The sequence below is a fragment of the Bacillus sp. CDB3 genome, assembly GCF_002081505.1.
GTDB classification, from domain to species: domain Bacteria; phylum Bacillota; class Bacilli; order Bacillales; family Bacillaceae_G; genus Bacillus_A; species Bacillus_A cereus_AT.
In genome coordinates this window covers 1-25,115 of the sequence record NZ_ALBR01000096.1, presented here as the reverse complement: position 1 = coordinate 25,115, position 25,115 = coordinate 1, and the positions used below count along the sequence as shown (strand labels likewise).

The following is a 25,115-nucleotide window of genomic DNA, read 5'->3' as shown; positions in this document are numbered from 1 at the left end:
TCATAATGGTACATTTACTTTTACACTTGTTCTTTTCTTATCACTTACAATTTTAATTGTTCCACCAACTAATTCTACTCTCTCACGCATCGTAGTCATACCAAGTGATTTCTTCTCTTTTATATCCTTTTCTTCAAAGCCGTTTCCTTGATCGATTATTTCTAATGATACATTTTTCTCCGTCACCTTGAAATAAATCGTCGCTTCTCGTACATTCGCATGCTTACTTACGTTATTTAAAGATTCTTGTCCAATTCGCCAGAGCGCTTCCTCTACTACGCGTGGCAAATCACGAACACCAGTAACCTGTTCCCGAATTTTCAATCCCAAACTTTCGCCATATTGCTTTAGAGCTGGTAATAACCCTTTCTCTAATCCTGCCGGACGAAGCTGCCAAATCAAGGTCCTCATTTCTTTCAAAGCACCTTGCGCTAGTTCACGCATCTCATACAAAGAACTATCTACCTTTTCATTTTGGCCTTTTAAAACAGCTTCAGCACCCTTCGTCATAAAAGTTAATGAAAATAATTTTTGTGATACAGAGTCATGCAAATCTCTAGCTAAACGATTACGTTCTTCCATTCGTACAAGCTCTCGGCGTTTTTCATTTAACCTTAAGTTTTCTATCATTAATGATATATGATTTGCTAAAGCCTGTACTACATCTATCGTATTTATATCAAATTCTCCATTATTAGAACTTACACTTAATGCGCCAAATATATGATTTTGAATATGTATTGGAATGGCAATAACTGCACTATTAGGATGTGCTATATTACTAACCTGACTCTTTAACAAAACAGGTTCTTCTTTTTCCAGCGCTTCCTGTGCCGCTAACTTCAAATCTTCTTGCAGCTCATCCATCTTATAAGAAGCCCTTACAGCAAGTTCATTTTCTTCTCTAATGAAGAATACAACTTGCTCCCATAGAAATAATTTCCCTATTTGTTCTACAATCCCCTCTGGCAATGCATTAAATTTATGAATCGCCCTTAAGGCTTGAATAAAACGCTCCAATTTCACATAATAATGCGCTCTTCGCTTTTCATTTTCATATAGTTTTGCCCGCTTTAAAGCCGTTCCAATTTGGAACGCAACGGATTGGAGTAGTACTAATTCTTCTTCCGAAAAATGTGTTTTACCTGGACTTGCTACATTTAATACGCCAAACTTTTCTCCTCCAGCTTTTAAAGGAACCGTAGCATGATGAAGAATTCCTTCCGTATCTCCCCAATTATATTCAATTGCATTATTAATTCTTTTACATTCAATAATATTAACAGCTCGTTTTAATTTTCCATCTACAAAGCCTCGTAAACACCAACACTCACCTTCACACATCGGACGTTTATTTTCATATGTAAGTGCCTCTGGTAATTGGTAATCGATTAACTTCGTATACTTCCCATTTTCATCCGCAAGAAAAATCCATCCTGTCGTTAAACCTGTTACACTTAGTAATTTTTCTAGGACCGCTTGCAATACATGGTAGGTATCATTTGAGGTATTCAACGTTTCTGCAATCTCTTTTAATATAACTAATTCATTTGTACGATTATCTCGAAACATATCAAGTCTCCTACATACAAGATTTTAAATCGCTTCTCAAGTAAATCATCTACTTTTCACTTTGTACTTATTCGTAACATTGATATAATAGTGAAAACATAGTTTTCATTATATCACTTGAGGGGGCTTTCATAATGACATTAAATAAGGCACTTACAATCGCTGGTTCTGACACAAGTGGCGGTGCTGGTATACAAGCAGATTTAAAAACATTCCAAGAACTTGGCGTATATGGAATGACATCTCTTACGACAATCGTAACAATGGATCCACATAACGGTTGGGCACATAACGTATTCCCAATCGCGGCGTCTACATTAAAACCACAATTAGAAACAACAATTGAAGGTGTTGGCGTAGATGCTTTAAAAACAGGTATGCTTGGATCAGTAGAAATTATCGAAATGGTTGCGGAAACAATTGAAAAGCACAATTTCAAAAATGTAGTAGTTGATCCTGTTATGGTATGTAAAGGGGCGGATGAAGCGTTACACCCTGAAACAAACGACTGCTTACGTGACGTTCTTGTTCCAAAGGCATTAGTTGTAACGCCAAACTTATTTGAAGCGTATCAATTAAGTGGTGTGAAAATTAATTCTCTTGAGGACATGAAAGAAGCTGCAAAGAAAATCCATGCTTTAGGTGCTAAATACGTACTAATTAAAGGTGGTAGCAAACTAGGTACAGAAACTGCTATTGATGTATTATATGATGGTGACACGTTCGATCTTCTAGAATCAGAAAAGATTGATACGACAAATACACACGGTGCAGGTTGTACATATTCTGCTGCAATTACAGCAGAACTTGCAAAAGGAAAATCTGTGAAAGAAGCGGTCAAAACTGCAAAAGAATTCATCACAGCTGCAATTCGTCATTCATTCAAAATTAACGAATATGTAGGACCAACACATCACGGTGCATACCGCAAATTCGTTGCACAGAAAGAGCTTGTCTAATAATAAATTAAAAAACATACTAAAACCGACAGAGCATTCATTGTTCTGTCGGTTTTAGTATGTTTTGCAAAAATTCCTTAAAGTACTCCCCGAATTCCTATGATGCTGAACTAACTTGATTTCTACCATTTCTTTTTGAATAATATAATGCATCATCCGCTGCTTGAATAAATTGCTCAGGTGATTTTTTATACTCTGAAATCCCAACAGAAACTGTAATTTTAATTTTTTCCCGTTTTTCAGTTGGAATGGGTGCTTTTCAACAGCTAATCGAATTTGTTCCCCTATACGAGTTCCAAATGCTAATCCCTTTTTTGGTAACAACAGGGCAAACTCTTCTCCACCCTTTCGAAAAACCAAATTAGAAAATGGTCCATTCTCTAACAAAATACGCCCTACTTGTTTTAACACTTCATCCCCAGCAGGATGACCGTATGTATCATTTACATACTTAAAGTGATCAATATCAATAAGTAATAAACAAAGTGAATCATTTTTCATATGCTTGTTACCAATATGGCGATTCATCTCTAAATCAAATTTCCTTACATTCCCTAGATTCGTTAATGCATCTATTGTTGCATAATGCTTCATCATTTGAAATAATTCATTTGATTGCAATACGTAACTTGCACTTACAAATGTGATGTATGCCGCTACAATACAACAAACTAAATATAATGAAACCACATACATATCCTTAAATAAAATATAAAGTGGCAGTATTAAAATAGACAAACTGTACACATTAAACCATATCCATTTTGTAAATAAAGAAATTTCCATTCGCCAAATAAGGGTAATGCCTATCCCTATTGCCACGATAGTATAGCAAGCCAATTCCGAGGCTAAAGAATACTCAGTAAAAAATACCCGCGTTATTAAAATGATTATAACTGTTATACTACTAGCTATTGGGCCACCAATTATAATTGCCAAAACAACAGCTAAATAACGTAAATCCAACATAATATCTTCAATATGTACACCAAAATGCATCAACAATATACTCAATATTCCCGTTAAGATACCGACCAAACATTTCTGCCAAAAAGAGAATCCTTCTTTTAATGGCTTATCTCTTAAAAGCTGAGCACCCACAAAGATAAAGGAAAGAATAATTGTCATATTTACAAATAGATCTCTGAACATAAAATAATCTCCCTACTTTTTCTTTTCCATCTATCCCTTTCTATATGCTATTGTATTACGGAATCCCTATAATTCCCAATATTTTTTATTTTACTGTTCCACGTGGAACAGCAAAATAAAAAGGAGACGAAATTTCGTCTCCTCCATTAGCAACATCGTGATATCTTTCCGCCTTTTGCATTAAATCTAGCTTCTTGTGCCTCAGCAAAAAATTGCTTTTGACATAGAATTTCCTCTTCTGGATGATGCACTTTCATATGATTTACATACGTTTCATAACTCGGAACTCCGACAAGTAGACTAATAAATTGCTTTCTCTTTCCCCATACGTTCCGTAAACTTTTAAGCATAGTTCCTCGACTCACTTTCATCTCTTGGAATATATGGTGCCTCTTTTAACGGCATTGGCTTATTTCTTAATACTTGAATCCAAATTCTAAGTGCAGAAATTAACACAGCAATTACAACTATCATAAAAATCCCACAAAGTGTCGCATCAATATAGTCATTAAAAATAATTTGCTTCATTTGCGCAACGTTTTTAGCTGGAGCTAATACCTTTCCATCATCTAATGCCCCTTGGAATACTTTCGCATGTGATAGAAATCCTATTTTAGGATTTTCATGAAATAGCTTTTGATAACCAGCTGTCATGGTTACAATAAGCAATCCGACAGTTGGAATAAGTGTCACCCAAACATATGCTTTTTTCCCCATTTTGAACAAAATTGTCGTTCCAAGTAATAATGCAATACCTGCTAACATTTGGTTTGCAATACCGAAAAGTGGCCATAGCGTATTAATTCCACCAAGAGGATCTACCACCCCTTGATATAAAAAGTACCCCCATCCTAGTACACATAGTGTTGTAGCTATCACATTTGCTAATGTAGAATCTGTTTTCGCAAACGGCTTATATACATGACCTAAAATGTCCTGAATCATAAATCGCCCTACACGTGTTCCAGCATCAATCGTTGTTAAAATAAATAGTGCTTCAAAAAGAATGGCAAAATGGTACCAAAATGCCATCATCGCCGTTCCACCTATTACTTGTGAAAATATATGTGCCATACCAATTGCTAATGTTGGTGCGCCACCTGTACGTGATAAAATGGTCTGTTCTCCGACGTTAACAGCAAGTTCTTTTAATTCATTCGGTGTAATAGCAAATCCCCACGAAGAAATAACTTGAGCCGCTTGTGATACATCTGTTCCGATCAGTGCTGCTGGACTATTAATTGCAAAATAAGTTCCTGGTGTTAATACACAAGCTGCAATCATAGCCATCGCTGCTACAAATGATTCCATTAACATTGCCCCATAACCAATTGGCTGTGCATGACCTTCTTGCTCAATCATTTTCGGCGTCGTACCTGATGAAACGAGAGCGTGGAATCCAGAGACAGCACCGCAAGCTATTGTAATAAATAAGAACGGAAATAAATTCCCCGAGAAAACAGGGCCTGTGCCGTCAATAAACTTAGATACTGCCGGCATCTTCAAATCTGGAGCTACAATTAAAATACCAATTGCTAATCCAAGTATCGTTCCTATTTTTAAAAATGTACTTAAATAATCACGTGGTGCAAGGAGCATCCAAACTGGTAATGCCGATGCAATGAATCCATATACGATAAGCATAATAGCAATTGTTTCGCCACTAAAAGTAAACATACTTGCAAGTGTTGGATTTTCTGCTACATACTGTCCACCAATAAGCGATAGGACTAGTAGAACAATACCAATTACTGATCCTTCCCCTACTCGCCCTGGTCTAATGTAACGCATGTAAACTCCCATTAAAATAGCAATTGGAATCGTTGCTGCGATTGTAAACATTCCCCATGGGCTTCCAACAAGAGCCTTCACAACTACTAAAGCTAATACTGCTAATAAAATTATCATAATACCTAAAATACCAATCATTGCAATTAATCCTGTAACAGGACCAATCTCATCTTTAATCATTTCTCCTAATGATTTACCGTTACGTCTCATTGAAGCAAATAAAATTACAAAATCTTGTACAGCTCCAGCAATAACTACTCCAACAATAATCCAAATTGTCCCGGGTAAATAACCCATCTGCGCCGCCAAAATCGGGCCTACTAAAGGACCTGCCCCTGCAATCGCTGCAAAGTGATGGCCAAATAAAACCCATTTATTTGTCGGAACATAATCCTTCCCATCGTTTAATGTATGAGCAGGTGTTTGCCTATTATTATCTAGTCCGAAAACTTTCCTCGCTATAAATCTACTATAAAAGCGATAAGCAATCGCATACACTGATACAGCAGCAACTAATAGCCATACAGCATTAATTGTTTCACCTTGAGATAAGGCTATTACACCAAAAGCAGATGCTCCTACTGCTGCAATAACTCCCCAAAGTAAAATTGACTTCAACGTTTTCACATACAATCCCCCCATTACTACTTCTTAGTGGAGATTGTACTAAATTTTCTGAATATTTAAGTTGAATCCTCCTTATCATGAAGGATTTCTAGTTTATCATGTTAAAATTCTCTCATTACTTGTCATAGTTCAATTTTATTTCGAAGTCGTTTTACATAATTACGACTTACTGGAATCGGTTGCTCATCGTACCCGTCTAAATACAAATTATACGTGCCATTATAATAAGGTTTAAGTTCTTGTACATATAACATATTAATTAAATAACTTTTATGTACACGTAAAAAATCGTATGCATTAAGCTTATTTTCTAATTCCTGAAGTGTATATGTTGAAATATAATGATTATTCGTTGTATAAATTGAAACTGTTTTATTTTCCTTATTTTTACTTACATATATAATATCTTCTGGAAAAATATATCTAATTCCCTCATGGCCTTCTATCGGCAGTTTACGCAAATGGCTCTTTGCCTTCTCACTTTTTTCTTTCCCCATTTTATATAAAATGAATTGTAAATCTTCTTCACGAAATGGTTGCAATAAATAATAAAATGCTTGGAAACGAAAAGCTGTAATTGTCTCTTCTATATCCTCACCAATAAAAATAAATTTTGTATAACAATTCACTTCTCGTAACAAGCTCGAATATTCAAAACCAGTGCCGTCTACTAGTTGCGAATTTAAAAAAACAAAATCAGGTGTATGTTTTTTCATTATTAGCAAAGATTCTGTTCCGGTTCTCGCTTCAAAACATTCTACATTTCGAATGTTCTCAGTAAAGTACTCAACTAATTTTCTTCGCTCTTCTGTCTCTTCCATGATAAGTAAAATTTTCATTTATCCAACCACCTAATTCCTTTGTCCATATGTCTTGTTGTATACATTCGCTTTAGTAAGAAACAATCCCTTTTTCTTACTATACCATTATTTATCTAAAAAAACAGAAAAAAGGAAACCACTTTGGTTTCCCCTTTTCTTTTATCCCGATTAGTGCGTGCTAATAATCAGCAGGGAATGGACAAAACCTCCACTAATTAAGGTTTCACTTTATACCAATTCCTGCTGCTTCGTTTCTTTCCCAAGTATAATCACAGCAAGTGCCCCAATTAAAATTGATCCACAGAAAATCGTAAATATTAGCGATAGTGAAGCTTGTGAAGCAACTAAATATCCTACTAATAGTGGTCCAAGAATACCCCCAATACGTCCAAATGCCGCTGCCATTCCTGCACCTGTACCGCGAATAACTGTTGGATACTGTTCAGGTGTGTAAGCGTATAATGCACCCCAAGCACCTAAGTTAAAGAAGGATAATAACATACCCGCAACTATTAATGCTGTTAATGAATCCGCGATTCCGAACACATAAGCACTACATGCTGTACCAATTAAATACGTAACCAATACAAATTTACGACCAAGACGTTCAATAAACCATGCTGCTGTGAAATATCCTGGTAATTGAGCTAATGTCATAATAAGTACGTACTGGAAACTTTTTATTAAACTAAAACCTTTCAGTACCATTACACTAGGTAACCAAAGGAACATTCCATAATAGGAAAAGACAACACAAAACCATAAAATCCATAACATAATTGTCGCTTTACGATACTTCCCAGACCAAACCGATTTTATATTCTCAATAATGGATGGCCTTTTTTCAACCTTTTGAAACCTTGGAGAATCGGGTAAATTCCATCTTAAATATAAAGCATATAAAGCCGGAACTGCACTTAATACCATCGCAACTTCCCAACCGTATTTAGGAATCACAAAGTACGAGATAAGAGCTGCAATTAACCAGCCACCAGCCCAAAAGCTTTCTAATAGTACAACTATTTTCCCACGTTCGTGCGCTTCAACACTCTCTGATACAAGGGTAGATGCAACTGGGAGCTCTCCGCCGAGTCCCATACCAATTAAAAAGCGTAACACAAGGAACATTGTGAGTGTCGTCGTTAAGGCTGTTAAGCCACTACCAATAGAAAACAGTAATAATGTAATAATGAAGACCGATTTCCGTCCTATTTTATCTGATAGTACCCCAAAGACAAGCGCTCCTACAGCCATACCAATTGAGTTAATACTACCTATCCAACCCATCTCTTGAGTACTTAATCCCCAATCTTTTTGCAACGCCACTATTACAAATGAAAGCATTCCAACATCCATTGCGTCAAATAGCCATCCAAGCCCTGCTATACCAAGTAGCTTTCGCTTCGAAATTTCTTTTACCTTGCTCACAAGAAGTCCTCCTTACACAGCTGTCTTTACACATCATTTTACATGTGTGTATTGTATAAGTAAAATACTTTCGTGTAAAAAATTCTCCTTCATCATTCCCCCAAAGTAAAATGTTTATCCCGCTATTTGAGGGCAGTAAAACTCCCATCTCAAAATGCAGCTGGAGCAAAGAAATTAGGTGGGAGTCCGGCTGCCCGTAAACGCCCGATTAGTGAGGGCTAATAATCAGTGGGGGATGAACACCCCCTACTGATTAAAGTTTCACTTTATCAAAAATAAACAAATAAAAAAGTAGCGATGTTCCGCTACTTTTTTGAACGCATTACTTCTTTTAAAAACTCAGCTAGTACTAACTGACGACGCCAGCGTGTTGGATTACTACATAATCTGTAAAACCACTCTAAGTGAATAGCTTGGATCCATTTTGGCGCACGTTTTACCTCTCCAGCCCACACATCTAAACTACCGCCTACTCCAACAGCCATTTTCGTTTCTAAACGATGCTTATTGTTTTGGATAAAGTTTTCTTGTCTTGGGAAGCCCAGCGCAACAAGTAATAGATCTGGTTTTGCTTCTTGAATACGAGAAACAATATTCTCTTCTTCTTCTTGTTTAAAATACCCATCTTGTGTACCCACAATAGATACAGCCGAATATGTCTTCGTTAAATGATTAGCTGCAGCTTGTACAACATGTGGTTTTGCACCTAATAAGAAAACAGATACTGGTTTATTCTCTTCTGATAACTTCGCAAATAAATTACACATTAAATCGAAACCTGCTACACGTTCTTTCACAGGTGTACCAAGCATACCACTTGCTTTTACAACCCCAATACCATCAGGTGTAATTAAATCTGTATTTAATAATGTTTTACGGAACTTTTCGTCCTTTTTTGCACACATAACAATTTCAGGGTTTGCTGTTACTACCTGAAAAGTATGAGTTCGCTCCAATTCTAGTTGTTCCTTTAAATATTGGACCGTTTCATCCATTGTCATTGTAGAAAAAGGAACGCCTAGAACATCAACTGTTTGTACTGCCATAATTAACTATCCTCTCTATTATTAAAGGTTTTTCTCTATTAATCGCTTATATGTCTCTTTCGTATCTTCATATAACTTTTGTAGTGAGAAGTTCATAGTAGCATGTTCGTAAATATGTTTTCCCATTGCTGCTAATTCTCCTGTTTTCCACTTATCATATGCCTCTTCTAATGCCGACGCTAATGCTTTTCCATCACCAGTTGGCACAATCCACCCGTAAGTTTCATCTGCGATTAACGGCTCGATTTCTCCCGCCCTAGTCACAATTGATGGTACACGTTGATTTGCTGCTTCTAATAAAACTAACGGGAATCCTTCGCTATGGGAAGTTAATAAATTTACATGTGATGAAGCAAATAATTGTTTCACATCTTGACGGTGCCCTAAAAATTCAACTTTATCATTAATTCCTTTTTCAGTAGCTAACGCCTTTAACTCTCCTTCTAACGGCCCGTCACCAACTAATAATACTTTAATCTTCTCCAATTTTGTTTGTTGTAACGCATCGAATAAAACTTCATGTCCTTTAACAGGATGCAGACGTGCTACTTGGATTGCCGTAAACACATCTTCATCAATATTAAACATTTCCTTTTTATTATAGCCAGCTGCTTTTTCCTGATCATATTCAATACCGTTATAAATAACATGCATCTTTTCATTTGAAATCCCTAATGCCGCTAAGCTTTTTTTCAACCTATTCGTTACAACAAAAAATAAATCTATATTTTTTAAAGCTTTTAAATTTAACTTAGTAAAAATCCAACCTTTTAGGCCTTGTTTAGTAAAGTCTTGAAATGGATCACTATGAATTGTCGTTACCCATTTTGCCACGAATTTCTTTTTCATTAAAGAAACAAAGAAATTTGCCCTAGGACCATGTGTATGAACTACATCAAATTTTTCTTTATTAATGAATTCACTTATGTTTTTTAAAATGGATAAATCATAGCGAGATTTTTGTGAAAACACATGAACTTTTATCCCTAGCTCTCTTGCTTCTTTCGCAACAATTCCATCTTCAAATACTGCTAATTCTACTTCACCATCCGGAAACTGATCGAGCAGTGAAATAATATGTGTTTTTCCTCCACCATCTTCTGCTCCTGCATTCATATGCAATATCCTCATATTTTTTCCTCCTTTAAATCCTCGCTACATTTCCATCTATCTTTATTTTACTGTACTAAAAAATAAAAGCTAACAAAAGTTAGCTTTTATTTTTATCATTCAATTTCTAGATCTACAATTAGATAAGCTAACACCACTACAAAGTAAATACCCACTCCTGGTGCTGTCAAAATATGTCCTGCAATGTACGCAATGCCTAGTGCTAATAATAAGCTTGCTGAAATCATTCCATATTTTATATTAAATATTTCCTTAAATCTTGTAACAAATGCTAGTAAGATTCTTAAGCCGTAATAAATAAATGGAATCATCATTAATGCAAAACCAATAATTCCGAAATCATAAAACCAATCATGGAAGTCCATTTCTATTAACTTCGGATCTGGCTCTTTTTGTTCATTATACTTAAAGTTACCTGCGTAACCCATTCCTAATAATTTTTGTGACATTGGCGCTTCCTTAAAGAATTGCTTATGTCTTTCTTCATATACTTGACGTCCGCTGAAAATAAGATTTTCTTGATTTTCTTTCTTTTGCTCTTTCTCAACCTCTTTTTTAACTTCCGCTTCTATCTTTGCTTTTTCTTCCGGTTTTTCAGCTTTATGTTGTTTTTCTTCTTTTTCTTTAATTTCTTGTTCTTTTTTATTTTCTCTTTAATTTCTTGTTCTTTCTGCCCTTGTTGTGCTACATTTTGTTCTGATAAATAGTTATTATGAATACCCATATTTTGTGCTAATGGTGTCTTTTTAAATGTTCCAACTACACCAGCTAATAGGACAATAGCAATTAATGCATTAAGTACAAGAGCTTTTTTGTTTGGATTTTTTCTATCAAATAATAATTGTAGTACAATAATCCCGATTGCTGCCGCTAACGTAGCACCAATTGAGCCCATTCCTACCTTCGTTCCAACTTGAATTAAAGAGTAAATCATTAACAGCGATGGAATCCAATATAAAACATGTTTCACGCTCTTTGTTTTTTGAATAGAATATAGTACCACAATAGGGAAAATAATAGCTAAGATTGACCCAAGTTCATTACCTGCATAGAACCATCCTCGGGAACCAACTTTCATCCACTCATAACTTCCAAAATCTGTAGAAGTTGTAATAGAAATAACCATAACAGCATTAATAATTAATGTTGAATACACAATGTTATTTCTAACTTTATCGCTAATATTTACTGTCTTCTTCAGTGATTTTAAAGCTAAAATGTATGAGCCAAGCATAATATATATATACAATGCTTTTCCAATGAATTTAACTTCTTCTGCGAGTACAATAGGACTCTTGATTAACTTGTTATTAATAAATCCTATTCCTAATACAACTCCTAGTAATACAAGATAAATCAAAAACTTCCTATTTTCTCTTTCTTTTGCCTGAATTAAAATATAAATGCCACCCATTGCCATAATGAGGAATCTTACCATAATTCCAACTGTCGCATTTACTTTTAATAACTCAATGCTAAGAGACGTTAATAAATCTAAAACAGGCTGTAAAATAATAAAAAAGAGCAAAAAATGCTCAAATCTAACCCTAGCTTGATTTGCTAACATTCCAAGACCTCCATACAAAATCTTCACATTATCTTTTAATCATAGTTTTATACTGTTTAAACACACCTAGCAATTATAACATAACTCATATTTAAATTGAGAACTATTTTTCCTGCCGAAACTAGTCAAATCCAGCATTATTAGTAACCGAAAACATTGTCCTTTAGCTATCCTTCCCTATGCCTATAAAAACTATCTAACACATATGCACTTATTTTCGACAGCACAAAAATATTTTTTTATCATTTTATACAGATGTATAAAACGGACTTCTCCTATTGCACCACCCCTCCAACTAAGCTACATCAAAAAAACTATGCAATGAATCTTCCCGTACTTTTTTGCTTTACTTCATTGCTACTTATCAAGCATTTTCAAACGCTTTCTTTAGCTATTTCATCCATTTTTCTACATGTAACGAAAAGTAATTGTTATTTCCAAAACTTTAGTGTATATTTTTTCTCTGGAACATCTTTAAGAGGAAGGAATTAAAGCCATGTTATTAATCGATATATTTACGTTTCTTGGCATTATCGCCGCTGCCATTTCTGGTACATTAGTTGGTTTGAAAAAAGATCTAGATTTATTTGGTGTCCTTTGTTTAGCTGTAGCTACTGCGCTCGGCGGCGGTATTATTCGTGATATTATGATTGGTAACCTGCCTCCTGTCGCATTTGTAAAACCCATTTACTTTTTCGTAAGTGTACTATCAGCATTATTCACATGTATGTTTTTTGAGCGTATTAATAAACTTCAAGTTGTTATTATGCTTTCTGATGCTGTTGGTTTAGGTGTATTTACAGCTATTGGTGCAAATGCAGCAATGTCACATCACGTTGACGCCTCGTTTTTAGTCGTTTCAATGGGAGTTATTACAGGTATTGGGGGCGGTATTTTACGCGACATTTGCGCTCAAGATATCCCGTATGTATTCCGAAAAGAAATATATGCAATTGCTTCTATTTTAGGAGCAGTTAGTTTCCTAATTACACATGCAATGGGGGCACACGTCTTAGCTTTCTATGTTTGTTTATTAGTAACATTCGTTATTCGTGTAGTCACCGTAATATATAACGTACATTTCCCAGTTTTCTTTAAAACACATGCAAAAATTAATAAGGGCCATTAAGAGAATTCCACATAGAATTCTCTTAATTTATATACAATTCTACATACTATAGAGTAATTATATATAAAAAATTGAAAATGAATTAGAAACTATCCCACAAGTAATGAAGAGTATTCAAGACGATTCCTCGAAAATGGCCTTAACGGCGGATATTTTACAACTTGAACTAAACCGATAAGGCGAGTCGATACAAAAAAAGAATCCGAAATGGATTCTTTTATTTTCTGAAAAATATTTTTTGGCAATAAAAATAACTCATATAAACACCAAAGCTTTGTAAAATAAACAAAGCTGGCATAATAATATTATAGTATGCCATATCTACTTGAAAGAGCCTTAACGATACATATCCGGTAATTAATAATACAAACAACATATATCCTTCATTTTGCTGTTTCTTAATTAGAAAATGTAATAAAGCTATGGCCATAAACAGTGTCACCACTATATATATAAGCTTTTCACATTTAAAAAGAATAGAATTTATTCCCTCATCTGAAAACTGGCTAATAACTGGTTTTAACAGGTTAAATCTTTCTACTTCCATTTCTTTTAACTCTTGATCAATGTGCTCTTTTACACTTTGATTTTTAGATGTTTTTTCTTCATTTTGACTTTTTCCAATTAAAACAGATTGAACATAATTCTGATTAGAAATCGTATACTGTGACATTCCCATCATCTTGATACCATAGCTCACACCAAAATGAGTACTATAAAACAGAATAAGTATTCCTATCATTTTTAATAGTACTTTTTGTTTCGCCCCTGATTGAAATAATTCAATTAACAGCACATATACAGCTATAAAAACAGGTAAAAATAACCCCACTGGAAAAATCATATTGCTAAGCGCAAATAAAATGGCTGAAATTACCCACATATAAGGATGATCCAATCCTTTATATAAAAGTATGTAACAAGCACAATAAAATAAAAATATTGCGAGTGATTCCGCCGTTAATACCGAACTCATAAATATATTTGGAATGTATAAAGCATAAAACACGGACGCAATACGACCACACTCTTCTCCAAATACCATTGACGCAATGCGATAAATGAAAAATGCAGTTCCTGTACAAAATAAAATATTAAATAATTGCAAAGCGAATACCGTATCACCAAATATACGAATGATGATCGATTCATAAATAATAAAAGGTAACTGCGCTACATTCTCTATATTATTGCCAATTGCAATCTGCTTTGCAGACTCATACATAGCTTTCATATCACCTATTATTGGACCATCTACAAATAGAACTGTGATAAATCTTACAACTATAGATACGCTTATAAGAAAAATAAGAAATTGTTTATCTGTGAAACGATATTGCAAAATCGATGCCACTAACAAAATAAGAATAACAAAAATCACTAATACGATTGTTATACTTGTTGTACTTCCCCCAAAAAATTGCTTACTTGTTTCAAAAGCCGACCAACAACTATAAACAAAAAATGCGAGCATCGCACCAATCGTTATTTTACTGAAGAAAGACGAAAAATTTGTTTGTATATGATTCATATGTCCATTGCACCTCTACTTCCATTTATAACAAAACGATTCTATCATGAATAGGCACAAGGTTAACAGGAAATTTCTATGACAAATACATGGTCATTACTTTTTCACTTGCAATGTAAGCGAATCCTCTTTTACACTACATTTTAGATAAAATAAATTTTCTTTCAGTTACATGAATACAAATACAGAAGTTTAACTAATCATCTTTTAGAATACACTTTACTTCATTAAGTATCTAATATGAGTACTCCACTTACACATTTCATTCTGATTGAAAACAGACTATAGGGGCTGAATATATGGAAAAGAAATTCATGCGAGAATCAAAAGCAATTAAAACAACACGTGTTTTTCCGAACGATTTAAATAATCACCAAACACTTTTCGGGGGAAAATTATTAGCAGAAATTGATAGTATTGCTTCAATTGCAGCTGCGAGACATAGCCGCAAACATTGCGTAACAGCATCTATCGATTCCGTTGATTTTTTAACTCCAATTCACCAAGCAGATTCTGTTTGTTATGAAGCATTTGTATGTTATACAGGGAAATCTTCAATGGAAGTTTTCGTAAAAGTAATTGCAGAAAATTTATTAGCAGGCGAGCGTAGAATTGCTGCTACTTGCTTCATTACATTTGTGGCAATAAAAGATGGAAAGCCTTCGTCCGTACCACAAGTACTCCCTGAAACTAAGGAAGAACATTGGTTACACACAACCGGTTTAGAACGCGCGGAAAATCGAAAAAAGGGACGTTTAAAAAGTAAAGAGATGGCTGAAGTTTTAACTTTAAGTAAGCCTTGGAATATTTAATATAATCTTCTCATCATACATGCACAGGTTCTTCCTTGCATGTATTTTTTATTATAAAAAATACTATCGCTTGCCTTTGTATTCAGTGGCCTCCTCCTAAAATCACCCATCAGTTTTTCCTTTATTTTCTTATACTTTTAATGGTATATTAAGTAAAGTTGTTTATAAATAACCATAATATAGTTAAATATGTAAGGGGTGGTGCGGTAATGTCTATCGAAGTACCAATTTCAATACCAAAAACTTTAATTATTATTCCAGCCTATAATGAGGAAGAAGCAATTGCAGATACATTAACAAGATTACTAGAACTAAAACAACATTTTACAGCGTTAAGCATTTGCGTTATTAATGATGGCTCACAAGATAAAACAGCTCAAATCGTAAAAAATTTCCCTGTTCATCTTATTAATCTACCATATAATCTAGGCATCGGTTCAGCTGTACAAACTGGCTATAAATATGCATATGAGAATGGATATGATATTGCAATTCAGTTCGATGCTGATGGACAACATAATCCGGATGATTTATACAAAATTATACAGCCTATTGCTGAAGGCCAATGTGATATGGTGCTAGGTTCACGCTTTACAGAAAAAACAGCTTACAAAGGTAGTATTTCAAGAAGAATCGGTATTTTTTATTTTACTGCCCTACTGAAAGTGTTAACGAAACAAACATTTATGGATCCAACTTCTGGATATCGTGCTATTAATCGAGAAGTAATTACGATTTTTGCACACAATTATCCAAAAGATTATCCAGAGCCAGAAGTCCTTATTCATTTAAAAAAGAAAAAACTTCGCATTAATGAGATATCTGTAAATATGCAAGAGCGACAAGGTGGACAATCTTCCATCACACCTCTTAAATCTGCATATTACATGATTAAAGTAAGCCTTGCTATATTGATGCAAAAAATCGTGAAAGGTTGATAGTGAATGCATATAATTACCTTTTCATTCATCTTTATTTTGTTATTATTCTTCTTAATTATTAATTCTATCCGTCGCGGGGCTTTAGAAACAAAATATGCTATTTTGTGGATTTTTGTTTGTGTTGCAATGGCTATTTTAAGTTCTACTGATAAAATTATAAATTGGATTGGAAAACTATTAAAAGTAGAATATCCACCATCCATTTTATTCTTATTTGGATTATTATTCTGTTTCATCTTAATTTTTGACCTAACAAGAAAAATTTCTAAGCTACACCATCAACTTGTAACATTAACGCAAGATTATGCATTATTAAAGCAAAAATTAAAAGTAGCGCAAACTGAAACAGATAGCGAATAATTTTTTCTATTTAAATACTAACAGATACAAAAAGCACCTTGATTCTTCTAAGATTCAAGGTGCTTTTCATTTCAAACTATTTGTTTCTAATTAATAGTTTACTAATTTTCATAACCGTTGCCACGGTTCCTACTCCAATTATAATAAATAAAAATGGGATTAATGGTAATGCATATCTTTCATATGCGGCATAAAAACATGTTAAAGCTGTTTGCAGTAAAAGAATTGACCATAAAAATGTAGTCTCTCTCCACCTTTTTAAAAGGAAGATAAATGAAAGTATTGTACATATTAAAAACATCGTCTTAATAAAATTATGTATTTCATTCATATCCTTTGCAGAAACATTGAATACTTCAATATTATGCTCTATAGAATAATACGGTTTTTTCCACATAATTTCTGGCTTCGAGATTAAATAACTCTCTATCATGGCATTCTTATCTGTTTTCCACCATTCTTTCATTCTATCTTTCGCTATTTTTTCTTCTAATTCCATAAATTCATGTGCTTCCAGGTTAGGGTACTTTGCGTGTAATTCCACTTCAAGTTCTGCCATATTCTTACCTTCTGGGTAACCTTTCCCTTGATACGTTCCAAGTAATAACGGATTCCCTGCCCCAGCAGTTAGTGGAATAAATTTATCAAATTGAATGTAATTGCGGGCCCACCATGGTCCAAGTACGATAAGTCCTATCCCTATACTTATAATCGCTTGCTTCATCATAACGCGGAATGGATAGCGTTTCATTAAGAGATATATAAATAATGGTATTGGATATAAAGCGACTTGTACGCGTAAGTACAATGCTAAAAAGTAGAAAATTAATACAATTAGAAAATGTTTCGTTTTATGAGTATCAGCTAATTTTAAGCTCCAATATAATAATCCCAATGAAAAGAATAGAAACGGTCCTTCTGTTAAAGTTAAATTTTCCATAACAATCTCTGGAGGATACACAGCTAATAAGAAAGCACCTATTAATCCTGCAGCGGGATTCAATAAATAAGTACCAATCTTATAAGTTAGTAAAATACTAAGTACCCCTAATAGGATAATAATTAATTTAGCTACAAAAAGGCCTTCATTTCCATTTCCAAAAAAGTAAAACACAGTAGCTAAAAACGCTGGAAAACCTGGCATAATATGAATAGTTGGTTTATCCGGCTCATGATATGTTAACATTCCTGTTTCCAATAAAATAGTTGCCGTTTTTTGATAACCTATATCATCGCTAGCTATAGTTAAATCTGCACCATGTGTTTGTAAAGTTGCAAAACGAAGCGCAAAACCGACTATCATAATAATCCCTAAAAGGATTACATTAGATTTGCGAGTAAATCGCCTTAACATCTCATCTTCTCCCTTCAAATACATAATTTTCAAATTATATTTCTATATTTTTACAAGGCAATATATTCTATAATAAATACTTTTTATACAAAGTACAATAATAGAAAGTTGATTTACAAAGTTTATATGCGTTAAACTGATACAGATGTTCTTGTAATCTTCTTCCTTTCAAAAGGCTTGTATATATGGTGCAAGACATAAAAAATTTGAGGAGATAAAAATTCTATGATGGAACAAAAACAACTTGTTTCTGTTGTCATACCCCTGTATAACACAGAAAAATATATTGAAGAAACGATGCAGTCAATACTGGATCAAACATATAAAAACATTGAAATTGTAATTGTAGATGATGGAAGTAAAGATCAATCACCTTCTATCGTAAAAAATCTTGCAGAAAAATATCCGGGTCAAGTAAAATACGTTCACCAAAAAAACCAAGGTGTTTCAGTAGCTCGTAATACAGGGATTGAAAATGCTAGCGGAGAATACGTCGCTTTCCTTGATAGTGATGACTTATGGCATCCAACTAAAATTGAGAAACAAATCGAGAGTATGCATAAAAACAACATGGACGCGTGCTATTGTGGTTATATGAATTTCTACGAAGAAACAAGCGAAAAGGTTGAGCATATAACAAACTTTATTAAAGGTGATATGGCAAAAGCATTCTTAACACACCAAGTTGTTGCTCAAACAAGTACTTGGATTTTCAAACGCTCTATCGCAATGAATCATGATATCCGTTTTACACCAGGATGTAGCTGGGGAGAAGACTTGGAGTTTTTATTTAAACTAATGAGTGTGACAAATGTATGCTATGTCGATGAATACTTAACATATTATAGAATCTTATCAGAAGGAAATCTTTCTTCTAAATATAAAGATTACGAATTAAAAACAACTAAAGAACTGGAAGTATTCAATCGTATGAAAGACTGGGTACATAATAAATCTCAAGACTTCATTACGAAAGACCCTCAGTCACTTATTGAGATTGTTGAGACTTATTTATTCCCTTATACAGTTATCAATAATGCTTGTATATACATTAAAGAAAACTCTCAGTTAGATAAGTCCCAAGTTCAATTAATCAAAAAAGATATAAAGAAATATTGCCGTAAAATCTATTCAAAAAACGGAAAGCGTAGTAAAAAACTATATGCAATGCTTTGGTTTGTACGAATTAAATTTCTGTTTTCTTAAACCGAAAATATAATACTATTCTCCCTTTCCATAAACAAATCAAACTTACAAATGGGACGAATCGTGTCCTAAAGAATAGAAAGGTCTTTTTCCATGAAAACAAATAAAATCCTTAAAAACGCCTCCTACCTCTTTGTAGGAAATATTACTGTTCGATTTGTACTTGCTATTGCGACGATTTTCTTTGCAAGATATGTTTCACCAGGTGAGTATGGTATGTTTACAACTGCATTAGCAGTTTCCGCTGTTATTTGTTATTTTACAGATGCAGGTTTAACACATACGTTTATGCGTGAAGGAACGAGAAGTGATGCTAACATTAGTGTGCTAATCAGCAGTTATTTACGCATTCGTTTAGTATTAGCTATCGTAATTTCCGTACTCTTCGCTATTTTTGCTCAGTTCTTCTATGCTGATGCTTACTTACGTGCCATGGTATATTGGGTTGTATTACCGACCATGTTTGGAGCAACTTTACAAGGTGTTGGAATGGCTTATTTCCAAGTAACAGAACGTATGCAATTCACAGCGATTATTTCTGTAATACAAGGTGTCACAGCTGCAGCTGCGCTTCTACTAGGAATGTCATTTAAATGGTCACTTATGATGGTCGCTGCCATGTACGGAATATCTAGTCTTGTAACAGGAGTCATCGCCTTTATAATGGTACTCCGCCATACAACAGTTCATAAAGGCTGGGACAAAGGTATTTTAAATCAATTGCTGATTTTCACAATCAATGGCATTATCATTATGCTCTTACCACAGTTAGGGCCTATTATATTAGAAAAAGTTTCAACGTATGAGCAAGTTGGATTCTTTGGCGCTGCATCGAAAATACCCGCTGTACTTTATCAAATACCAGGTGTAATTGCAGCAGCCTTTTATCCAAAGTTATTTGCTTTTGGAAATGAAAACAATATTGATGAACATAGAAAACTATCTCTGTTTGAATTAAAGCTTATGTCTTTCTTAGGAATGGGAATTTCTATCCCATTTATCGCTGATCCAAGCTTTTGGATTGTTACTTTATTAGGTGAAGAGTATGCACCAGCTGGTGATGCCCTTGCAATTTTAGCCTTTATGGTTATTTTACAATCTATCAACTATCCACTTGCTGATAATTTAACGACAATTGGTCAACAGTGGAAGCGTGCGACAACGATGGGAATTGGATTAGCTGTCGCTATCATAAGTTACATCGCATTAGGCAGCCAATTTGGAATGATGGGAGCTGCGGCAGCTGCGATCATTACCGAGATTACATTATTAATCGGATTTACTTTATTCGTTCGTAAAGGTTTTTCATTACTATTCAAAGGAATAATATTCAATGCACTAGCGTTTATAATCAGTTACGCAATATACCGTACAGCATTAATTAACTTACCGCCAATAATAGCTTTAACACTTACTGGTATATTGTACGGTATTATCGGTCTTGCCATTGACCCACAAATACGTGGATTGATTTTAGGATTTATAAATAACAAGCTGGCTCGAAGATAAATAAAAATAAAAACTTCAAATTTAATTTGAAGTTTTATTTTATCTTCTTCACCTAGAATGAGCCCTGTTTTCAATCTATATCTTAAATTGACTTGCCTTTCTGGAATGATTATACTTGGAAACGAACAGCCCTAGATGTACAACACCTAGTATTAAAGCAATTCGCAGTTAATCTTCTATACAAACATTAACTCGTTACACCATAAATTACACAACAGAAAACTTTATTACTACCGTTAAAAATCGTCGATTCATCCATAGTTTTTCTTCATTATAAAACAATATCTAAATATGGAGAATACGGATTAAATCTTAATAATTGTATTGAGGAGGCTTATTCATTTAATGACTTCAGAGGTAAATAAAAGAACATTTTTTACTAAAAGCACACTTATTATCATTCCATTATTAATAATATGTGCATTTGCTTTTCATTACTTTTTCTTAAAATCAGACAGTGTATTTTCTAGTACGGGAGATGCATTATCACAATTCAGCTTCTTTACATTCCTTTTACAACATGCATTTAAAGATGGGAATTTATTTTGGTCTTGGGATTATGGCTTAGGTGGAGATTTATTCGGGGAATTTAGTTATTACTATAGTACAGCACCATTTTTCTGGCTTACGCTTCTACTTCCTAAACTAAATTTTGACCAAATCTTTGAGATGAAGCTATATATGAGTATTTTAAAAAGTACATTAGCGATGTTATTCATGTATGGTTCTTTACGTTATCATAATAAAACTATTTTTTCTTCTTTCATTTCTGCCATTATATATGGAGGATGTGTGACTTTTATTCGCCATTCTTTATTATGGGATTTCATGGCAGATGCTATAGTGTTTTTACCTTTAGTAATATGGGGATTAGATAAATATATTTTAGAGCGAAAAAAGGGATTATTCCTGCTTGCAACAGCACTTATGCTTGCATCAAATTTCTATTTCGCTTTCATTACTAGTATTTTCATCTATATTTATGCCTTTTTCCAATATTTTGCTACACAGCAGAATAAAACAATTAAAACATTTATAACTTATTATATTAGAATTATTTTCCTATATTCTTTATCACTAGGTTTAGCCGCTGTTTGCTTTATACCATCTGTAAATGGGGTATTTAGTTCAGATCGACTAGCTACAAAATTTACTATTCCATTATTTTTTGAAGATACGTTTTATAAAAACTTAATGGAAAGTATCTTTTTCATTAATAATACAGAGGATTATCAGCTCGCATTCCCAGTTTTCATCCTCTTCCTTATTACAAGTGCGCTTCTAATACGCAATAAACTTGTCACAAATAAGTTACTCTTTACTGGGTTTATGTTAGTTCTATATATGCTTCCATATACGTATTCCGTATTTAATGGCTTTTCCGCTATGCAATACAGATGGTTTTACTTATTTGCATTTGTAGTTGCGCAAACTGTCGCCTACATTTTAGACTGGATGCTACTTAACAAAAAGAAGGTTAACTCTTTAATAGGTCCTTTGCTAGCAACAGCACTATTTATTTACGCATTCTATAGAAAAGTAAATATAAACGAACAACCGCTAGAAACGATTGATAAAATTTTAATTGGCACTACTGCTTTATCTATTATTACAATATTACTATGGCGCTATTTGTCAAAAGTAGCTTTACAGTGTTTCATTATATTAAATGTACTGGTCAATGTAATATGTATTAATTACGTCTATTCAGATATTGCTCTTAGTAAACACTTTAATCAAGCAGGCGCAACAAAAGAATCATTACATGGTCCAGGTCTCGATAATAAGGATGAAATTGACGCAATTCGTTACATACAAAATCAAGATAAAGATTTTTATCGAATTATCAACCCAAACAATAATTATAAGAATACACCGATGCTGCAAGGTTATCATGGCACAAGTACTTATCAAAGCTTAGTCAATTATCATGTTCATGACTTTATGAAGAATAAGTACAATGTTTTCCAAGGATATGATAGTCCATCTATGTTCTTCCAGTTAGATAAACGACTATTCCTTGAGAACATGCTAGGGGTAAAATATTATGTATTAAGTGAAGGTGCTAATAAAACTGATATTCCGTACGGTTATAAGTATTTACAACAAGTAGGTCCTTACAACATTTATAAAAACGAATTTGCACTGCCATTAGGCTATGTATACGAAGCTGGAATAAGTGATGAAGAATTTTCAAAACTTAATTTCGCTGAGAAAGATCAACTTTTATTAGATGCTGTAGTTGTAGATAACGTTGGAAGTCTTCCATTAAAACAATTTAATACAAAACAGCTAGATTCAAAACAAATTAAGATTAATCCAAATAAAATTAAGTGGGAAAATATAGAGAAAGACAAAGATATACTCACTGTTCATGAAAATGGGCGTATAATAGTACCTGTTGATAATAACGATATGTTAGGTGATCTCCTTGTTGAAATTAAGATTAGAAATATAAACAAGGAATCATTTGGGGTTACTGTGAATGACAAATCTATGATAAAAGGTAATGAAGATGGAGCTTATGCTTACCCGTTAGAAAGATTTGTTTATAACTTAGGAAAAGATGCGAAGCCAACCGAGCTAATCATTTCTATCCCTACTCCTGGTCAATACGAGTTGAAAGACTTACAAGTCAACAGTACCAACTATAAAACTGTCCCGAAAAAAGTAAGTACTTTAAAAGAAAATAGCCTACAAAATATTTACTATAAAGGTAACTATTTAAAAGGTAATATTAATTCTACTAAGGATGGATTACTATATTTATCTGTACCGTATAGTAAAGGATGGTCAATAAAGGTTGACGGTAAAGAAACTGAGTTTACGAAGGCTAATTCTGCCTTTATTGGTGTTCCTATTTCCAAAGGGCAACATGTAGTTGAAATGAAATACGTCACACCTTATTTCAAAATGGGTCTCGTTATTTCTATCATTTCATTTATCATTTGTATCTCGCTTCTAGTTCTCGGAGATAAGGATCGATATACAAAATTTAAAAATCGTTTTAAAAAAAGTTAGTAAAATAGAGTGAAGTAAAAGTTGAAGATAATTGCTTCAACTTTTACTTCATGCCCAGTTTAAAATTACATCTAAGGAGGTCCTAACATGACCCTTTCAATAGTAGTACCTTGTTATAATGAGGAGAAGGTACTTCGAGCTTTCTATTCAGAGACTTCTCTTGAAATTCATAAGCTAACTACTGATTATGAATTTGTTTTCGTCAATGATGGAAGTAAAGATAAAACATTAGAGATTCTACGTGACCTAGCCAATTCAGACTCAAATGTGCATTATATATCATTTAGTAGGAACTTTGGAAAAGAAGCTGCCATGCTTGCCGGTCTAAAGTACGCTGCAGGCGACGCTGTGGTTATTATGGATGCTGATCTACAACATCCACCCGAACTAATAAAAGATATGTTAGACGGCTATAATAACGGCTATGATCAAGTAATTGCAAAACGAACTAGAACAGGTGATTCACCAGTACGCTCTTTCGTTTCTCGCTTATATTATAAAGTCATGAATAAATTCGTTGATATTGAGCTAGTAGATGGCATCGGTGATTTTAGACTTTTAAGTAGAAGTGCAGTCGATTCATTACTATCTCTAACTGAATACAATCGTTTTTCAAAAGGTTTATTTTCTTGGATCGGTTTCAAAGAACACATTATTGAATACGAAAATGTATTACGTTCTGACGGAGAAAGTAAATGGACTTTCTCTAAGTTATTAAATTACGGGATAGATGGTGTAATTTCGTTTAACAATAAACCATTACGATTATCTATATACCTTGGATTATTAACAACCCTTTTAGCTGTTTTATATGTAATCACTACGTTTATTCAAATTACCGTTAGCGGTGTTGATGTACCAGGGTACTTTACATTAATTTCTGCCATATTATTTATCGGTGGTATTCAACTCATTTTCCTTGGAGTTATCGGCGAATACATCGGTCGTATTTATTATGAAACAAAGCGTAGACCACATTTCATAGTAGCAGAAAAAAAAGTTGTAAAGTCAAACAAAAAGCTTAGTAAAAAAGTCTTCTATAAATAAGAAGTAACTTTTAACTTATTGTATATTCTACAAAAACTAAGAACGTAAAATAAATTACTTGTAAAAATAATAACAATTTGTAAATAGATAGCATTATACGAAAGAATTAGT

Annotated in this window: 19 protein-coding genes and 1 pseudogene; 9 read left to right on the top strand and 11 right to left on the bottom strand. The window is 33.7% G+C overall.

Annotation, left to right across the window (positions count from 1 at the left end):
* Positions 1–1,572 (bottom strand): GAF domain-containing sensor histidine kinase, encoded by a 1,572-nt coding sequence (locus CDB3_RS23510; RefSeq protein ID WP_097831406.1) that lies wholly within the window; start codon positions 1,570–1,572, stop codon positions 1–3.
* Positions 1,573–1,706: 134 nt separating this feature from the next.
* Between CDB3_RS23510 and pdxK the strand changes: the two genes are divergently transcribed.
* A complete protein-coding gene (pdxK, locus tag CDB3_RS23505; RefSeq protein ID WP_128856151.1) occupies positions 1,707–2,531 on the top strand; it encodes a pyridoxine/pyridoxal/pyridoxamine kinase in 825 nt (274 codons plus the stop codon).
* A 54-nt stretch (positions 2,532–2,585) separates the two neighbouring features.
* Here the strand turns inward: pdxK and CDB3_RS23500 are convergent, their stop codons facing one another.
* The 8 genes and pseudogenes from CDB3_RS23500 to CDB3_RS23460 all read right to left on the bottom strand — a co-directional run bounded on the left by CDB3_RS23500 (position 2,586) and on the right by CDB3_RS23460 (position 12,094).
* The gene (locus tag CDB3_RS23500; RefSeq protein WP_483861150.1) at positions 2,586–3,683 is read right to left on the bottom strand and encodes a diguanylate cyclase; all 1,098 of its coding nucleotides are present in this window, start codon (positions 3,681–3,683) and stop codon (positions 2,586–2,588) included.
* 146 nt (positions 3,684–3,829) lie between these two features.
* Complete coding sequence (locus CDB3_RS23495; protein WP_128856150.1) at positions 3,830–4,033, bottom strand: YbdD/YjiX family protein; 204 nt, start codon at positions 4,031–4,033, stop codon at positions 3,830–3,832.
* On the bottom strand, positions 4,026–6,101 hold the full coding sequence (cstA, locus tag CDB3_RS23490; protein ID WP_128856149.1) for a carbon starvation protein CstA: 2,076 nt from the start codon (positions 6,099–6,101) through the stop codon (positions 4,026–4,028). Before cstA ends, CDB3_RS23495 begins: the two co-directional genes overlap by 8 nt.
* Positions 6,102–6,223: 122 nt before the next feature.
* Positions 6,224–6,940 (bottom strand): LytR/AlgR family response regulator transcription factor, encoded by a 717-nt coding sequence (locus CDB3_RS23485; RefSeq protein ID WP_098328161.1) that lies wholly within the window; start codon positions 6,938–6,940, stop codon positions 6,224–6,226.
* A gap of 210 nt (positions 6,941–7,150) precedes the next feature.
* The gene (locus CDB3_RS23480) at positions 7,151–8,350 is read right to left on the bottom strand and encodes an MFS transporter (protein WP_097831400.1); all 1,200 of its coding nucleotides are present in this window, start codon (positions 8,348–8,350) and stop codon (positions 7,151–7,153) included.
* Between the two features lie 305 nt (positions 8,351–8,655).
* Positions 8,656–9,396, bottom strand: coding sequence for a WecB/TagA/CpsF family glycosyltransferase (locus CDB3_RS23470; protein ID WP_097831399.1), 741 nt, complete (start codon positions 9,394–9,396; stop codon positions 8,656–8,658).
* A gap of 21 nt (positions 9,397–9,417) precedes the next feature.
* Positions 9,418–10,527 (bottom strand): glycosyltransferase family 4 protein, encoded by a 1,110-nt coding sequence (locus tag CDB3_RS23465; protein WP_128856148.1) that lies wholly within the window; start codon positions 10,525–10,527, stop codon positions 9,418–9,420.
* Between the two features lie 95 nt (positions 10,528–10,622).
* A pseudogene (locus CDB3_RS23460) lies at positions 10,623–12,094 on the bottom strand (O-antigen ligase family protein).
* A 496-nt stretch (positions 12,095–12,590) separates the two neighbouring features.
* Between CDB3_RS23460 and CDB3_RS23455 the strand changes: the two are divergent.
* Positions 12,591–13,223, top strand: a complete 633-nt coding sequence (locus CDB3_RS23455) for a trimeric intracellular cation channel family protein (protein WP_097831396.1) — start codon at positions 12,591–12,593, stop codon at positions 13,221–13,223.
* A 217-nt stretch (positions 13,224–13,440) separates the two neighbouring features.
* On the opposite strand, the gene CDB3_RS23450 is transcribed toward CDB3_RS23455, so the two are convergent.
* Entirely contained in the window at positions 13,441–14,754 is a 1,314-nt protein-coding gene (locus CDB3_RS23450; RefSeq protein WP_128856147.1) for an ArnT family glycosyltransferase, read from the bottom strand.
* A 299-nt stretch (positions 14,755–15,053) separates the two neighbouring features.
* On the opposite strand from CDB3_RS23450, the gene CDB3_RS23445 reads away from it, so the two are divergent.
* The 3 genes from CDB3_RS23445 to CDB3_RS23435 all read left to right on the top strand — a co-directional run bounded on the left by CDB3_RS23445 (position 15,054) and on the right by CDB3_RS23435 (position 16,867).
* Positions 15,054–15,566, top strand: coding sequence for an acyl-CoA thioesterase (locus tag CDB3_RS23445; RefSeq protein ID WP_002144630.1), 513 nt, complete (start codon positions 15,054–15,056; stop codon positions 15,564–15,566).
* Positions 15,567–15,775: 209 nt separating this feature from the next.
* Positions 15,776–16,504, top strand: a complete 729-nt coding sequence (locus CDB3_RS23440) for a glycosyltransferase family 2 protein (RefSeq protein WP_000021473.1) — start codon at positions 15,776–15,778, stop codon at positions 16,502–16,504.
* A 6-nt stretch (positions 16,505–16,510) separates the two neighbouring features.
* Positions 16,511–16,867, top strand: a complete 357-nt coding sequence (locus tag CDB3_RS23435) for a DUF2304 domain-containing protein (protein ID WP_097831394.1) — start codon at positions 16,511–16,513, stop codon at positions 16,865–16,867.
* 76 nt (positions 16,868–16,943) lie between these two features.
* On the opposite strand, the gene CDB3_RS23430 is transcribed toward CDB3_RS23435, so the two are convergent.
* Complete coding sequence (locus tag CDB3_RS23430; RefSeq protein WP_128856146.1) at positions 16,944–18,221, bottom strand: glycosyltransferase family 39 protein; 1,278 nt, start codon at positions 18,219–18,221, stop codon at positions 16,944–16,946.
* Positions 18,222–18,446: 225 nt separating this feature from the next.
* On the opposite strand from CDB3_RS23430, the gene CDB3_RS23425 reads away from it, so the two are divergent.
* From CDB3_RS23425 to CDB3_RS23410, 4 genes are all read left to right on the top strand, one after another.
* Entirely contained in the window at positions 18,447–19,427 is a 981-nt protein-coding gene (locus CDB3_RS23425) for a glycosyltransferase family 2 protein (RefSeq protein WP_128856145.1), read from the top strand.
* Positions 19,428–19,520: 93 nt separating this feature from the next.
* The gene (locus tag CDB3_RS23420) at positions 19,521–20,936 is read left to right on the top strand and encodes an oligosaccharide flippase family protein (RefSeq protein ID WP_128856144.1); all 1,416 of its coding nucleotides are present in this window, start codon (positions 19,521–19,523) and stop codon (positions 20,934–20,936) included.
* A gap of 345 nt (positions 20,937–21,281) precedes the next feature.
* Entirely contained in the window at positions 21,282–23,957 is a 2,676-nt protein-coding gene (locus CDB3_RS23415; protein ID WP_128856143.1) for a YfhO family protein, read from the top strand.
* Positions 23,958–24,044: 87 nt separating this feature from the next.
* Positions 24,045–25,004 carry a glycosyltransferase family 2 protein gene (locus CDB3_RS23410; protein ID WP_128856142.1) on the top strand — a complete coding sequence of 320 codons (960 nt, stop codon included), beginning with the start codon at positions 24,045–24,047 and terminating at the stop codon, positions 25,002–25,004.
* The last annotated feature ends 111 nt before the right edge of the window (positions 25,005–25,115 follow it).

What these genes read in the sequence shown, in the direction of transcription:
- CDB3_RS23510 (WP_097831406.1), bottom strand. Translation starts at nt 1,572, where the DNA reads ATGTTTCGAGATAATCGTACAAATGAATTAGTTATATTAAAAGAGATT.
- pdxK (WP_128856151.1), top strand. Translation starts at nt 1,707, where the DNA reads ATGACATTAAATAAGGCACTTACAATCGCTGGTTCTGACACAAGTGGC.
- CDB3_RS23500 (WP_483861150.1), bottom strand. Translation starts at nt 3,683, where the DNA reads ATGTTCAGAGATCTATTTGTAAATATGACAATTATTCTTTCCTTTATC.
- CDB3_RS23495 (WP_128856150.1), bottom strand. Translation starts at nt 4,033, where the DNA reads ATGCTTAAAAGTTTACGGAACGTATGGGGAAAGAGAAAGCAATTTATT.
- CDB3_RS23485 (WP_098328161.1), bottom strand. Translation starts at nt 6,940, where the DNA reads ATGAAAATTTTACTTATCATGGAAGAGACAGAAGAGCGAAGAAAATTA.
- CDB3_RS23470 (WP_097831399.1), bottom strand. Translation starts at nt 9,396, where the DNA reads ATGGCAGTACAAACAGTTGATGTTCTAGGCGTTCCTTTTTCTACAATG.
- CDB3_RS23465 (WP_128856148.1), bottom strand. Translation starts at nt 10,527, where the DNA reads ATGAGGATATTGCATATGAATGCAGGAGCAGAAGATGGTGGAGGAAAA.
- CDB3_RS23455 (WP_097831396.1), top strand. Translation starts at nt 12,591, where the DNA reads ATGTTATTAATCGATATATTTACGTTTCTTGGCATTATCGCCGCTGCC.
- CDB3_RS23450 (WP_128856147.1), bottom strand. Translation starts at nt 14,754, where the DNA reads ATGAATCATATACAAACAAATTTTTCGTCTTTCTTCAGTAAAATAACG.
- CDB3_RS23445 (WP_002144630.1), top strand. Translation starts at nt 15,054, where the DNA reads ATGGAAAAGAAATTCATGCGAGAATCAAAAGCAATTAAAACAACACGT.
- CDB3_RS23440 (WP_000021473.1), top strand. Translation starts at nt 15,776, where the DNA reads ATGTCTATCGAAGTACCAATTTCAATACCAAAAACTTTAATTATTATT.
- CDB3_RS23435 (WP_097831394.1), top strand. Translation starts at nt 16,511, where the DNA reads ATGCATATAATTACCTTTTCATTCATCTTTATTTTGTTATTATTCTTC.
- CDB3_RS23430 (WP_128856146.1), bottom strand. Translation starts at nt 18,221, where the DNA reads ATGTTAAGGCGATTTACTCGCAAATCTAATGTAATCCTTTTAGGGATT.
- CDB3_RS23425 (WP_128856145.1), top strand. Translation starts at nt 18,447, where the DNA reads ATGATGGAACAAAAACAACTTGTTTCTGTTGTCATACCCCTGTATAAC.
- CDB3_RS23420 (WP_128856144.1), top strand. Translation starts at nt 19,521, where the DNA reads ATGAAAACAAATAAAATCCTTAAAAACGCCTCCTACCTCTTTGTAGGA.
- CDB3_RS23415 (WP_128856143.1), top strand. Translation starts at nt 21,282, where the DNA reads ATGACTTCAGAGGTAAATAAAAGAACATTTTTTACTAAAAGCACACTT.
- CDB3_RS23410 (WP_128856142.1), top strand. Translation starts at nt 24,045, where the DNA reads ATGACCCTTTCAATAGTAGTACCTTGTTATAATGAGGAGAAGGTACTT.